This window comes from Bradyrhizobium manausense (genome assembly GCF_001440035.1).
GTDB lineage: Bacteria > Pseudomonadota > Alphaproteobacteria > Rhizobiales > Xanthobacteraceae > Bradyrhizobium > Bradyrhizobium manausense.
Genome location: NZ_LJYG01000102.1, coordinates 38,666 through 51,780, shown reverse-complemented (window position 1 = coordinate 51,780; position 13,115 = coordinate 38,666). Strand labels below are relative to the sequence as shown.

10 protein-coding genes and 2 pseudogenes are annotated in these 13,115 nt (G+C 65.3%); 4 read left to right on the top strand and 8 right to left on the bottom strand.

Going from position 1 to position 13,115, the window contains the following annotated elements; all coding sequences use genetic code 11:
• The first annotated feature begins 160 nt into the window (after positions 1 to 160).
• Positions 161 to 1,891, top strand: coding sequence for a methyl-accepting chemotaxis protein (locus AOQ71_RS26255; protein WP_057752980.1), 1,731 nt, complete (start codon positions 161 to 163; stop codon positions 1,889 to 1,891).
• Between the two features lie 581 nt (positions 1,892 to 2,472).
• On the opposite strand, the gene AOQ71_RS26250 is transcribed toward AOQ71_RS26255, so the two are convergent.
• The 4 genes from AOQ71_RS26250 to AOQ71_RS26235 all read right to left on the bottom strand — a co-directional run bounded on the left by AOQ71_RS26250 (position 2,473) and on the right by AOQ71_RS26235 (position 6,509).
• Complete coding sequence (locus tag AOQ71_RS26250; protein WP_057752979.1) at positions 2,473 to 2,964, bottom strand: septal ring lytic transglycosylase RlpA family protein; 492 nt, start codon at positions 2,962 to 2,964, stop codon at positions 2,473 to 2,475.
• Positions 2,965 to 3,347: 383 nt separating this feature from the next.
• The gene (locus AOQ71_RS26245; RefSeq protein ID WP_057752978.1) at positions 3,348 to 3,923 is read right to left on the bottom strand and encodes an HdeD family acid-resistance protein; all 576 of its coding nucleotides are present in this window, start codon (positions 3,921 to 3,923) and stop codon (positions 3,348 to 3,350) included.
• A 103-nt stretch (positions 3,924 to 4,026) separates the two neighbouring features.
• A complete protein-coding gene (locus AOQ71_RS26240; RefSeq protein WP_057752977.1) occupies positions 4,027 to 5,550 on the bottom strand; it encodes an FAD-dependent oxidoreductase in 1,524 nt (507 codons plus the stop codon).
• A 68-nt stretch (positions 5,551 to 5,618) separates the two neighbouring features.
• Positions 5,619 to 6,509 carry an alpha/beta fold hydrolase gene (locus tag AOQ71_RS26235; RefSeq protein ID WP_057752976.1) on the bottom strand — a complete coding sequence of 297 codons (891 nt, stop codon included), beginning with the start codon at positions 6,507 to 6,509 and terminating at the stop codon, positions 5,619 to 5,621.
• A 318-nt stretch (positions 6,510 to 6,827) separates the two neighbouring features.
• Between AOQ71_RS26235 and AOQ71_RS26230 the strand changes: the two genes are divergently transcribed.
• The 3 genes from AOQ71_RS26230 (at position 6,828) to AOQ71_RS26220 (ending at position 8,690) form a co-directional block, all read left to right on the top strand.
• Complete coding sequence (locus tag AOQ71_RS26230) at positions 6,828 to 7,367, top strand: sigma-70 family RNA polymerase sigma factor (protein ID WP_057752975.1); 540 nt, start codon at positions 6,828 to 6,830, stop codon at positions 7,365 to 7,367.
• 1 nt (position 7,368) lies between these two features.
• Positions 7,369 to 8,022: a ChrR family anti-sigma-E factor gene (locus tag AOQ71_RS26225; RefSeq protein WP_057752974.1), complete on the top strand. Its 654-nt coding sequence runs from the start codon at positions 7,369 to 7,371 to the stop codon at positions 8,020 to 8,022.
• Positions 8,023 to 8,090: 68 nt separating this feature from the next.
• Entirely contained in the window at positions 8,091 to 8,690 is a 600-nt protein-coding gene (locus tag AOQ71_RS26220; protein ID WP_057753101.1) for a sigma-70 family RNA polymerase sigma factor, read from the top strand.
• Positions 8,691 to 8,693: 3 nt separating this feature from the next.
• On the opposite strand, the gene AOQ71_RS26215 is transcribed toward AOQ71_RS26220, so the two are convergent.
• The 4 genes and pseudogenes from AOQ71_RS26215 to AOQ71_RS48530 all read right to left on the bottom strand — a co-directional run.
• On the bottom strand, positions 8,694 to 9,521 hold the full coding sequence (locus AOQ71_RS26215) for an HD domain-containing protein (RefSeq protein WP_057752973.1): 828 nt from the start codon (positions 9,519 to 9,521) through the stop codon (positions 8,694 to 8,696).
• 312 nt (positions 9,522 to 9,833) lie between these two features.
• Complete coding sequence (locus tag AOQ71_RS26210) at positions 9,834 to 10,712, bottom strand: transglutaminase family protein (RefSeq protein ID WP_057752972.1); 879 nt, start codon at positions 10,710 to 10,712, stop codon at positions 9,834 to 9,836.
• Positions 10,709 to 11,626 (bottom strand): annotated as a pseudogene (locus AOQ71_RS48535) (alpha-E domain-containing protein); the annotation flags it as partial. The pseudogene AOQ71_RS48535 and the gene AOQ71_RS26210, both read right to left, overlap by 4 nt.
• 1 nt (position 11,627) lies before the next feature.
• A pseudogene (locus AOQ71_RS48530) lies at positions 11,628 to 13,098 on the bottom strand (circularly permuted type 2 ATP-grasp protein); the annotation flags it as partial.
• Between the last annotated feature and the right edge of the window lie 17 nt (positions 13,099 to 13,115).

Here is a 13,115-nt window from a genome sequence, read left to right as displayed (position 1 = left end):
GCGGCACCAAACCACTGAGATAGCTCGCATTTCCCTCGAGCTTCGGCGCACGCGCCGGACTTGGGCGTTAACACTGCGTCCATCTTCATTCTGCATAGTTTTGCGTCAATTTATACGACCGCGCACACCGGCCGCTCCTGGCCATCTGGGCCCGAACAGCATGCAAATCGACCGATCTGGGAATGTCGCCGGCCTCGCAGGCCGTTTCTCGCTTGCCACCAAGCTCTATGCGATCTTCGCGCTGTTCGCCCTGCTCACCGCGGCGATCGCGATGCTGTCCGACTACAACAGCCGCCGCAGTGCCGAGCTGACCAGCGCGATCGAGACGGCGAATGCGGCTGCGTTGAATGTCGAGCGCGTCAACTCGCTGGTCTATGCGGTCGTGATGGAATCGCGCGGCGTCTACATGTCGACCGAGCCGGCGGTGGTGAAGAAATACGGCGAGGGCCTGCTCAAGTTCAACGAGCAGATTCGCGGCGTCGTGAAGGGCTGGGAGAGCATCGTCAAGGCCGATGACGCCGAGCAGTTCGCGACCTTCAAGAAGCGCATCGAGCAGTTCGTCGAGTTCCGCAAGGAGCTGGTCCGCCGCGGCATCGAGATCAATGCAGCCGCGGGACGCGAATGGGGCGACAACGACGCCAACCGCGCGGTGCGCTCGGCGCTGAACAAGGACCTCGAGGCGCTCTCCAAGGTCTATGCCGAGCGCGCCAGGCAGATCACGCTTCAGACCGAGACCAACCGCACGCTGTCCTTGGTGCTGACCTGCCTCGCCGGCCTGGCGCTGGCGCTGGTCGTGATCGGCATCATCATCATCGCCCGCTCGATCGCCCGGCCGCTCGCCGCGATCACCGCGACCATCAAGCAGGTCGCCGACGGCGCCGAGAATGTCGTGGTGCCGCATTCGGGGCGTGCCGACGAGATCGGTGCGCTGGCCCGCGCCATCGAGGTGTTCCAGGACGCGATGGGCCGCAACCGCAACCTCGCCTCGCAGGTCTCGCAGGACTCCGCCGCGCGCGAAGAGCGCGCGCGCCATATCGAGCAATCGGTCGAGGCGTTCCGCGAGGCGATCGGCGCGATCATGCGCGGGCTCAGCGACAACGCCAGTGTCATGCGCGAGACCGCGCAGACCATCACACGCGTCACCGCGGATGCGAGCAACCGCGCCGGAACGGCAGCGAACGCCAGCGAGCAGGCCTCGCACAACGTCACCGCGGTCGCAGGTGCGGCCGAGGAGCTGTCGGCCTCTGTCGAGGAGATCGGCCGCCAGGTGCGTCAGAGCGCAAGCGCGGTCGAGCAGACCGGCCAGCGCACAGAGAAATCGATCGCCGAGATCGAGAGCCTTGCCGCCGCCACGCAGCGCATCGACGGCGTGCTGACCCTCATTCAGACCATCGCCGAGCAGACCAACCTGCTTGCGCTCAACGCCACCATCGAGGCCGCCCGTGCCGGCGATGCCGGCCGCGGCTTTGCCGTCGTCGCGCACGAAGTGAAGGCGCTGGCGGGACAGACGGCGAAGGCGACCGCCGACATCAGCGAGAACGTCGCGATGATCCAGGCCTCCACCCGCAACGCGGTGGAAGCGGTGCGCGAGATCGGTGGCGCGGTGCGCGAGATCAACGAGGTCACCTCGGCGATAGCAGGTGCCGTCGGCCAGCAGGACCAGGCCACGCGCGAGATCTCGTCCAATGCGCAGAGCGCAGCCCAGGGCAACGAGACGCTGGTCGCCAACATCACCTCGCTGCGTGACGCCATCGGCGAGACGGATACGGCGGCATCCTCGGTGCTGTCAGCGGCGAGCAGCCTGACCACGACCGCGGACACGCTGTCGCGGGAGGTGGAAAAATTCTTCCAGAACCTGCGTGCGGACAACCGCATCGCCAAGGCGGGATGACCGCCATCGGCATGATGCCGTCATGGTGGCGGGAAGACCGCCGAACACGATGAGGATGGGCTCGCCTGTGATGCCTCATCATCCGCCGGCGCGCCTGGATCTGCGACGCTCAGGCACCGGCGACCTCAAAGCAGCATGGAGACGATGGCTATCAAGCCGATCGCCGTCAGCCCCCACACCAGCGAATGCAAAGCCCAAGGCTGCATCATCGCACCTCGTCCGCCCGTCCTGCCGAACGCAGGAAACGCCGAGGCGCGGTGCGTCGATTGAGATAGATCAATAGCCGAAAATGAGCACGGAGGCGGCAGCCACGGTGAAAGCAGCGGCCGCAACGAGGACGACACGTATGATCAGCTCGCTGGCCATGGCCAAAGTTAACCTATGATAGCGCAGCGCGTCTGTGCAGTTTGTGCCAAAACCGCAGCTGAAGCGACTGGGACGGTGCTCTCGCGGGACTGATCGAATAGGAGAACACATACGTCAGGACCCACATGACGAGGCTCCGCACGATGCGAGCGGGAAGGCGCGATCACATCGTGCCATCCCGCGGCATTTCCTCGTTGGTCCAGATCAACGAAGCTTCAGCCCACCGGCCCCGGGGTCCAACCATCGCCGGACAGCGGCCTGACCGTGACGTCGGGAATGACGCCAAGCTTCATGCGCGGATCGAAATGGCGCATCGTCCGCTCGTTGAGGTCGATGATGCGGCCGGGCCTGAGCGGCCCCACGTCGTTGATCTTGACGATGACCTTCTTGCCGACAGCTTCGACCAGCGCAAATTTCGGTCTAGCGCCGAATTGGACCCCGCCGAACTTCCGACGCAAGCTCGTCTTGATCGCAGCGGTCCACACCTCGGGATCGTAACGCTCGCCGGAGGCCGTTTTCGGTCCACCCTCCTCCTTGCCGGGCTTGAATGGATTATAGGTCGATGCAGCGCCAACGATCGCTCCCTCGCAGGCTGCCTCGACGACGGCACTTGATTGAACCCCACTTGTTTCACCGCGAGCAACGGTTACTGAAACGACAAGCGCAACCAGGGCGCCGCAAGTTGCGGCGCTCGAGCGGAACACCATTACATCTCCTTTGATTTTCGTGCGGTTCCCGATGTCGCAGGACATGGCCAAGCGAACGCGTCAGCGTTCTTGAACTTGCGCCAGTCTCTTGCGAATTCGCGCCAACCCCTGGCCGCGGAACCGTTGCGAGAACCTAAGCGGCCCCGCGTGTTTTCATTGTCGCTGTCTAAAACAGGGAATGAGTCAGCAACATGACCTCGGTAGTGATCGCTCACATACCCCGGAGTCTTACGCGCTCAGCGGCGAGGCCCCCGCGCAGGCGCCCATGAAACCCGCAGTGGCCGGGAACTCCTGAACACCACGATGTGGCCGCGGCGACGAGGTCGCGCACGGCCTTGTTGCCGCCGCGATTCGTCGGCGGCCCGGCGTCGAGTTGCCGATTGCTATCCGCGCCGCTTCAGCGCGAGGCCGAGGCTGATCCAGCCTGCGCCCGCCATGATCAAATCGATGCCGAGGAACAGGCCGAGGATGTAGACGCTGTTGACCGGCCAGCGCGCCACGATCAACAGGCCGAGCAGCAGCGTGATGGCGCCTGATAACGCGACCCACACCCACGGACTCTCGCGCTTCATGCTGAAGGCGAGAAACAGCCTGACGGCACCGGAGGCGATCAGCGATATGCCCAGAAACAGCGTCAGCAAGACTGCCGCGAACAGCGGGTTGTCGAAGGTGAGGATGCCGGCGATGACGTAGAGCACGCCGAGCAGCACCCAGATCAGGAACTTGCCCCAGCTCTTCATCTGGAAGGCGCCGATGATCTCGACTGCACCGGCGACGATCATCATCGCACCGACCACGAGCACGCTCGCCACCGTCGCCATCACGACGCTGCCGAGCGCGACGAAGCCGGCGATGAGATAGACCGCACCCATGGCGACGATCCAGCCCCATTTGCCATGCAGCGCCGCAACGCCGGAACCGAGGCCGAGATGGGAAGAGGTATCCGAAGTGGACGTCATGACGCACCTCCTGCATGTGATGCCCCAGAGCACATCTCAGGATAGCACGGCACCGGGACCGCAGCCAGCAAATCAGCCAGGCGGCCACCGACGTTGACGCAGATCAAGCGCGCGACCGCTCCATCTCCAGCTCGGCCTTGAGATTATCGAGATCGCGATAAATCGAGGCGACGGCGAGCACCCGGCCATCCTTGCGGTACCGCAACAGGCAATCCCGGTCCTTGATGCTGCCCTCGATCGCGATGTCGTCATAGCTCTCGGCGTGGCCGACATAGTTGATGGGCACATCGTAGTGCTGGCTCCAGAAGAACGGCACGGCGTCGAAACGCTCGCGTCTGCCGAGCATGTTGCGCGCCGCGGTCTGGCCCTGCCGCTCCGCCACCACCCAGTGCTCGACGCGGATGGTCTGCCGCGAATGCGGATCCGGCCACCGCGCGATATCGCCGGCCGCGAAGATTCCAGCGACGCTGGTCTCGAGATATTCGCTCACGCTGACGCCGCGATCGACGGCAAGCCCCGCATGCTCCGCCAGCGCGAGGCGGGGCTTGACCCCGATGCCTGCTATGACGAGGTCGGCCTCGATCATGCCGCCACTCTTCAGCGCGGCACGGGTGCCATCGAGCTTCTCGACGGTGTCGTTGAGATGAAAGATCACGCCATTGTCTTCGTGCAGTGACCGGACGAAGTCACCCATCTCGGGGCCGAGCACCTTCTGCATCGGCCGCTCCTCGGGCGCGACCACGTGAACCTCGATCTTGCGCGCGCGCAAGGAGGCCGCGACCTCGAGCCCGATGAAACTGGCGCCGATCACCAGCGCGCGCTTGGCGCTGCCTGATGCCTTGATGATGGCGCGGCTGTCGGCGACGGAGCGCAAGATGTGGACATGCGGCTGGTCGGCGCCTGGTATCTGCAGCCTGACCGGCTCGGCACCGGTTGCGAGCAGCAGACGATCGAATGGCAGCTTGTCGCCATTGCCGAGCGTGACGCTGCGCGTCTTCGGGTCGATCCCCGAGACGCTGGTATTGAGCCTGAGATCGATGCCGGCGTCCTGATAATAGTCCTCGCCGCGCAGCGGCAGCCAGTCCTCCGGCGCGTTGCCGGCGAGATAGTCCTTGGAGAGGTTGGGCCGGTCGACCGGCATCGCGCCGTCATTGCTGAGCATGGTGATGGCGCCGGCAAAGCCCTCGCGGCGAAGCGTCTCGGCCGCCACGAAGCCGGCCGCACCGCCGCCGACGATGACGAATTTTTCTGACGTCGGCGCGCTGCGATGAGCGATCGAGGGCTTCGGCGCCTCGCGCTTGCGCGCAACGGTGATCCTGTCCCGATCGCGCGTGACGTCCCATACTGCCAGCGCATTCAGCGCCGGCGGCCGCGTGGCTTCGCCTGACCGCAAGGCGAAGCAGGCGTGATGCCAGGGGCAGCGGATGGTGTCGCCGACCACCAGCCCCTCGGCGAGCGGACCATGATAGTGGCTGCAAAGCGGCTCGATCGCAAAGATCTCGCTGCCGGCCTGCACCAGCAGGACGTCCTCCTCGCCGACATGGCCGAGCAGCTTGCCGTCCTTGAAATCACCAATCGCCACGCCCTTGGTCAGATCAGGTCCGCTCGGCTTCTTGTCCTCGGCCATGTGTCATCTCCCTGGCAGTCTCAGGATTGGACGACGGCGACCGCGAAAAGTTCCCGCGGTCGCGAAAATCAGGACGCCGCTTTCCGCACGTCCAGCACGGCCTGCGCCCATTCGGCGGGCCGCTCCTGCGGCAGATTGTGACCGGCGCCGGCGAAGACGCGCCGCTGGTAGAAACCCTCGAATTTCTCCGCATGATGAGCGGTACCCGGGATGACGCCGTCGCTGTCGCCGTCGATCGCGATCGTGGGGACGCGGACCTGTGGCTGCGCGGCGAGCTTCGCCTCGATCGCGGCGTAGGCGGGATCACCTTCGACCAGCGCGAAGCGGTGGCGATAGGAATGGATCACGACGTCGACGAAATCAGGATTGTCGAACGACACCGCACTTCTGTCGAAGGTCGCGTCATCGAATTGCCATTTCGGCGACCACATCGTCCAGAGCTGCCGGGCAAAGCCGCGCCGGTTACGCTCCAGTGCGCGGCGGCCGCGCTCGTTGTGGAAGAAATATTGGTACCACAGCGCGGCCTCATGCGGCGGCGAAGCCGGCTCCATCGCGCGCGCGATGTTCTGGATGTTGTAGGAATTGCCGGAGACGAGCCCGACGACGCGCTCGGGGTGGAGCACCGAGACGATGCAGGCCGCACGGCCGCCCCAATCATAGCCGCCGACGACGGCGCGTTCGATTTTGAGCGCATCCATGAAGGCCAAGAGATCGGCGCCCAGCGCCGCCTGCTCGCCGGAACGCAACGTCTGCGGGAAGCGGAACCGCGTCGGCCCATAGCCGCGCAGCCACGGCACCAGCACCCGTGCGCCCGCTTGGGCCAGGATCGGCGCGGCCTCGGCATAGGCGTTTACGTCATAGGGAAAGCCGTGGCCCATGATGCAGGGCCAGCCATCGCGCGCGCCGTAGTCGAGATAGGCAATCTCCAGAACCTCAGTCGTGACGGATTTGTATTGCATGCTGCGCACCTCGCTACCTCCCGCAGCGTAAATCGAACGCCTCCGGCAATCCATCCGTTTCGGCGCACAGCCTCATGCGGTTCAGAACGCCGAGGCTTGTCGCGCCCGGGCCCGGCCCCTAAAACAAGCCGGTTCATGGAGTGATCCGGATGGCCATGCCCGGCGTTATGGTTGGGACATGTTATCAGAGGCTCCATGACGACCGGTCTTAGCGCTGCGAGCAGGCCCCTGTGGCGCAGCAAGCCTGCAGCAGTTCCCCGGCGGGATTGGCCTCGACGAGTTTCAGGCGAAAGGCCCAAAGAAAGGCCCAAGGCGACAGTGGAATGGGCTGAATTGATCGGACGTGTCGCGGCCCATGGCGATCGGGACGCGTTCAAGCTTTTGTTCGAGCATTTTGCTCCGCGCGTGAAGGGATTCCTGGTCAAGACCGGGATGAATGCCGATGCCGCGGAGGAGATCGCGCAAATGACGCTCCTGACGGTTTGGCGGAAGGCGGCCCGGTTCGACCCGACGTCCGCAGGCGCGGCTGCGTGGATTTTCACGATCGCGCGCAATCTGCGGATCGATTCCGCCAGGGCTGCGACGCGGCTGGCCAAGGCTGCCGTGAGCGCGCAGCAAGATGAGACGCCCGAGGTCGCTGACTCGCCGGAAACCCTGATGACCAGGCGCGACGACATATCGCGCGTATCGGCGGCGCTTCAGCAATTGTCAGACGAGCAATCCACCGTGATCCGAATGTCGTTTATCGAGGAGCAGCCGCATAGCGAGATCGCGGAAAGGCTCGGTATCCCGCTCGGAACGGTGAAGTCTCGCATCAGGCTCGCCATGGCGCGGCTCAGAGATCTCTTGGACGATTGACATGACCATCAACCATCATCCACCCGAAGATCTGCTGGGCGATTTCGCCGCCGGCCGGCTCGACGAAGCCGATCGCCTCGTCATCGGCGTCCATGCCGCGCAATGTCCACGCTGCAAGCGTTTCATCGCCGCGATCGAGCAGCTTGCGGGTGCCGCGCTTGAACAGGCCGCTCCGGTCGCCATGGCGGACGATGCGTTCGCGACGATCATGGCTGCGATCGACGAGCCGGAGACGACATCAACGCATGCGCCGGCCTCTTCGCGGCCGGTGCCGCTGCTTGACGATGACCTGCCCGAGATGCTGCGCAAATGCCGGTTCGCCAAGAGTCGGCGCGTGGCACCAGGCGTCAAGATGCAGCCGATCGTTCTGCCTGGCGCGGACACCTCGCGCGCGTTCCTGCTGTGGTCCGCACCCGGCACGCGCATGCTGGAGCATTCGCATACGGGGACGGAGCTGACCCTGGTGCTCAAAGGCAGCTTCAGCCATCAGGGCGGCGATTTCAGGCCAGGCGATTTCGACTTCGGCGACGGCGAGGTCGATCACCAGCCGATCGTCGGCAGCGACATGCCGTGCCTTTGCCTTGTGGCCATGCGCGGCGACTTGCAGATGCACGGTTGGCTTGGCCGGTTGATCTCGCCCTTCGTTCGGCTTTGAGCATCCCCATGTGATCCAGTCGCATCGCGCCGCCGTTCTCCTGGCAAGCAATGATGGAGGATGAGGGAATGAGCTGCGCCAGACGGACGGCACGGGACCCGACGATCGAACGCCTGAGCGATCTTCTCGCCCGCGTCGGGCGCGGCGACCAGCGCGCCTTCGCCGAGCTTTTCGCCGCGACGCGCAACAAGCTGCGCATGACTGCACGTCCGATTGCGCCTGTGAACGCCGATCTCGATGACCTGCTCCAGGACGCCTATTTGAAGATCTGGAAACATGCGGCCCGCTTCGATCCCGCCCGTTCCTCACCGATCACCTGGATGTGTGCGATCATGCGCCACACCGCGATCGACGCTGTCAGGCTCAAGCAGGTGCCGATGGCGGATTTCGACGAAGCGCTGTCGGTGCCCGAAATCTCCGAGCACGAAAGTGCGTTCGACTACGACCTCGTTCAACCGATCGCGGCTCGCGCCATTCAGCGGCTTCCCGATCAACGCCGTCAACTGCTGTCGCGGGCTTATCTCGATGGCGAAAGCCGGAGGATGCTGGCAGAGCGCTTCGGGGTGCCGGTCGGGACGATCAAGACCTGGCTGCGGCGGACGTTGGATTCCGTTCGGCGCGATTGCATCGAAGGCGCCAGCAGTGGTGCCGTCGCGCAGACCGGTTGAGTTCTATTTCTGCGGTCCGGACAGCGAGATCTCGCGTTCGGCGCGGAACACATTGCTGTAGAGATTGGCGATCCACTGCCGGCCGATCTCGGTCTTGTTGAGATAGCCGATCTCAGTCTGGATGTGCGGTGCGACGCTGTTCCAGTAAAATTGCGGATAGCGGTTCACGATGTCGGCGGGCGAGTCGTAGCCGAGCTGGCGGTTCATGCCGACTTCCTCGAACTCGTAATAGAGCGCGTTGGCCTTGCGCAGATAGTTGGGATCGCCGAGCTGTCCGATGAAATCGGCGGCGCGCAGGATCGAGGCCTCGTGGTCGTATTCCTGGCCCTGGCGGGCCGGAAAGCGCGTCCCCTCGATGGCGCGGGCAACCCGCTCAGAGTCAACGCCACGGATCGGCGGTAACCGCCGCCGCACGAAAAGTTTCGAGCGGTCGACGTGATATATCATCAGACTGGCATCGGACGCACCGCGCGGCAATGACACTTTGGTGCCGGCCTCGTCGATGATGAAACCGTCTTCGTCGTCTTCCGGAAACAGCCCGCGGACATAGCCGATATCGTGCGCAAGGCAGGCGATCAGAACGTGAATGTAATCCTCGGCATCGATATGGGCATGGAGATTGCGGCCCAGCATGATCGCCTGGGCCGCCAGCGTCACCAGCATCGTATGCTCGATGTTGTGATAGAGCGCATCGCTGTTGCCGATGCATTCCATCGCGGTGCGTGTCGAGGCCTCCACGACCCTGGCATAGGTCTCGTCGTACCTGCGACGCATGAACGAGCCCAGCAACTTCTCCAGGGATTCAGCCGCCAGTCGCGGTAACGTCATCATGGATGCAGTCCCGTCTGTCGGTGGTGTCCCACGGCAACTCCCGAGCCTCATTCTGGTCCTCGACGCAGCCGCCAGCATAGCCCAATCTGGGGCGACTGACCAAATCCCGGAACAAAAATACGTAAATGTGTTACTCTCCCGCCGCGCAACATCACGGATGCGGTCACACTGCGATGCACGCCGCAGCAAGGCCGTGCGGCCGCTGTGCCGGCATGTGCAATGGCCGACCGTTCATCTTATGCGGAATGACGTATAGGTACCGGCGGCACCGCTGCGGCGCGGCCAGGGCGCCTCCACCGCATTGCGGACGGATCATTCCACCAGCAGCACGTCCACGGCGACGCCGAGCTTCTGCTTCGGCGAGCCGACGATGATGCCGTCGACCGGGGACACATCGGAGAAATCGCGGCCGACCGCCAGCACGATGTGGTCGTTGGCGACCAGAAGATCGTTGGTCGGATCGAAATCGATCCAGCCGAGCTCGGCCCCGCACCACAGCGACACCCAGGCATGCGTTGCGTCCGCGCCCTGCAAGCGCGCCTGGCCCGGCGGTGGAATGGTGCGCAGGTATCCGCTGACATAAGCCGCAGGCAGGCCGAGCCCGCGCAGTCCCGCGATCATGACATGAGCGAAATCCTGGCAGACGCCGTGGCGCTTGTCGAAGACCTCGTTGAGCGGCGTCGAGATCGCAGTGGCCTTGGGGTCGTAGCGAAACTCGGCGCGGATGCGGTGCATCAGATCAACCGCGCCGGCGAGGATGCCGGTGTCGGGCCTGAAGCTCTCCGCAGCGTAGGCGCTGACGGGGCGCAGAACCGGCACCAGCGGACTGGCAAAGACATAGCCCACCGGCGAGGATGGCCCGAGGCTCGTGGCCTCGAAGGCAATGTCGCGGATACTCTCCCAGCTCGGGCTCGCGGCATCGCGCGCCGGCGGCTTGCGATCGACGGAAACGCGCGAGCGCGAGTCGATGCGCAAATTGCGATGCGCGGTTTCGATGACGATGCTCTCGGTCAGCGTGCCGAAGAAGTCGCGGCGGACGTTGCGCTCGGACGGACGCGGGCGGATCTCGACCTTGTGCGAGATCAGCTCCTGACCGTGGGCGCTGTTCGGCTCGAGCCGCAGCGTGCAGCGGGCGAAGCTGACCGGGTTCTCATATTCGTAGGTGGTGACGTGCTGGATGTCGTAGATCACGCCAGCCCCGTCAGCTTTTCCGGCCGGCTCGCATTCGGACCATGCGGGAAGTAATGCAGCCCGATCGCCTCGGCGAGGCTGAGCAGGTCCTGCTCCAGCGCGAACAGCGCCTTGACCTCGAGCTTCTCGGCCTCCGCAGTCGCCAGCATCGCCTGCACCGCCACCGCAAGCCGCTGCGGCTGTTCGATCAGGCCGTGCTCCTTCAGGCTCGGCAGCGCCGCGATATGCTCGTTCAAGGTCGCGACCTGGAACGCGACCGAGCGCGGATTGTAGCTGTCGAGCACCGCGAGATCGCGCACCGGCGCCAGGATCGGCGCCAGCAGATAGCGCGAGCGATAGGTGATCTGGGAATCGACAAGCGTCAGCAGGATGTCGAGATCCTCATCGCCGGCCTCGTCATAGGCGAACTGCCTCGCGAAGCGCGCGGTGTTGATGGCGCGCTCGGTCCGGCGGCCGATATCGAGGAAGCGCCAGCCGGCGGCGCGGTTCATGTTCTCCTGCGCAAGGCCGGCGAAGCTGGCAAGTTCCTGCAGGGTCAGCTCGGCCGCGCTCAGCACGCTGTCGTCGTCCTCGACCTCGTAGGAGAGACGCTCGGCCATCTCGGTGATGACCTGCCAGGCATCGGGCGACAGCCGCTCGCGCAGGGAGGTGGCGGTGCGCAGCGCCGAGCGCACCAGCGACAGCGCCGAGCCGAAACGCGCCTCGCTCTGCAAGGCTTCTGCGACGATGCGCCCCGGTGCCGCGCGCGAGGTCTGCGAGATCGCCCCCCAGGTCACCAGCAGACGCTGGATCCGTTCGGCCGATTGCAGCGAAGCCGCGGTGCCCTTGTTTGGCCCGCTCGGCGAGCCCAGCGCGCGCACCAGCCGCAGCGTTGCTTCGGCACGTTCGAGATAGCGGCCGAGCCAGAACAGATTNGGCTCGGCAGCACGCCGGCGATGCGGCGGATGCGCACCTTGTCGGTGGCCGGCAGCAGGGATGCGGTCGAGACTTTCTTCTCGGAGACAACCCAGACGTCGGCGGCGCGCGCACCATCGCCCATCGACACCGCACGCGCGTCCGCCTGCTCGGCGATGCGGCAGAAGCCGCCGGGCATGATGGCCCAGCCCTCGGGCGTTGCGGCTGCAAAGACCCGCAGCACGAAAGGCCGCGGCGTCAGCTGGCCGTGTTCCCACACCGGCATGGTGGACAGGCGCACCACCTCCTGGCCGACATAATCCATGCCGCGCGCAGCTATGGAATCGATCAGGCGCTGACGTCCTTTGACATCGAGCTCGCTCGCGAGCACCGGACCGTTGCTATCGAAGCCCGGCACGCCGCGCTGATAGGCGCCTTCGATCGCGACCTCGTCGAGCCGCGACAACACCTCGTCGCGCGCCAATTTCTGGCCGCACCACCAGGTCGCGATATGCGGCATCTTCAGCTCTTCGCCGAGCAGGCGACGGCTCAAGGCCGGCAGGAAGCCGAGCAGCGCCCTTGCCTCCAACACGCCAGAGCCCGGCATGTTGGCGACGACGACGCCGTCCTTGCGCAGCACGTCGATCAGGCCGGGCACGCCGAGATGCGAGGACGCATCGAGCTCGAGCGGATCGAGCGAGTTGGAATCGACGCGGCGCAGGAGCACGTCGAGCCGCTTCAGCCCCGCAACAGTGCGGATGTGGACGCGGTTGTCGCTGACGGCGAGATCGTCGCCCTCGACCAAGAGGAAGCCGAGATAGCGCGCCAGCGTCGCGTGCTCGAAATAGGTCTCGCTGAAACTGCCGGGCGTGAGCACCCCGATGCGCGGCTCGTCGCGGTCTGCACGCGCGCGCAGAGATTCGCGAAATGCCTCGAAGAACGGCGCGACGCGCGGCACGTTCATCGACTTGTAAAGATCGGAGAAGGCGCGCGACAGCACGAGGCGATTCTCGAGCGCATAGCCGGCGCCCGACGGCGCCTGCGTGCGGTCGCCGAGCACCCACCAGCGGCCGTCGGGCCCGCGGCCGACATCGGCGGCATAGAGCGAGAGATAGCGGCCGCCCGGCGGCGGCACGCCGCAGACCGGACGCAGATATTCGGGGCTGCCGGCGATCGCGCCGGCAGGCAGGGCGCCCTCCGCGATCAGCCGGCCCTCGCCATAGATGTCGCGCAGCACGAGCTCCAAGAGCTCGGCGCGCTGGGTGATGCCGGCGCAGAGCTGCTGCCAGTCGGCTTCATCAATCAGCAGCGGCAGATGGCTGAGCATCCAGGGTCGGTCGGCGCTGTCGCCTGGCGCGCGATAGGTGACGCCGGCCTCGCGCAGGTGACGGTCGGCCATGCCGAAGCGCCGCTCGACCTCGTCAGGCGCCAGCGCACCAAAAGCCTCGAAGAACCGGCTCCAGACCGCGCGCGGGGCGCCATCGGGGCCCAGGAACTCGTCGGGGATGC

Coding starts and splice junctions, on each gene's coding strand:
- AOQ71_RS26235 (WP_057752976.1), bottom strand. CDS start 6,509: ATGCAATACAAATCCGTCACGACTGAGGTTCTGGAGATTGCCTATCTC.
- AOQ71_RS26225 (WP_057752974.1), top strand. CDS start 7,369: ATGACCATCAACCATCATCCACCCGAAGATCTGCTGGGCGATTTCGCC.
- AOQ71_RS26255 (WP_057752980.1), top strand. CDS start 161: ATGCAAATCGACCGATCTGGGAATGTCGCCGGCCTCGCAGGCCGTTTC.
- AOQ71_RS26250 (WP_057752979.1), bottom strand. CDS start 2,964: ATGGTGTTCCGCTCGAGCGCCGCAACTTGCGGCGCCCTGGTTGCGCTT.
- AOQ71_RS26220 (WP_057753101.1), top strand. CDS start 8,091: ATGAGCTGCGCCAGACGGACGGCACGGGACCCGACGATCGAACGCCTG.
- AOQ71_RS26245 (WP_057752978.1), bottom strand. CDS start 3,923: ATGACGTCCACTTCGGATACCTCTTCCCATCTCGGCCTCGGTTCCGGC.
- AOQ71_RS26240 (WP_057752977.1), bottom strand. CDS start 5,550: ATGGCCGAGGACAAGAAGCCGAGCGGACCTGATCTGACCAAGGGCGTG.
- AOQ71_RS26215 (WP_057752973.1), bottom strand. CDS start 9,521: ATGATGACGTTACCGCGACTGGCGGCTGAATCCCTGGAGAAGTTGCTG.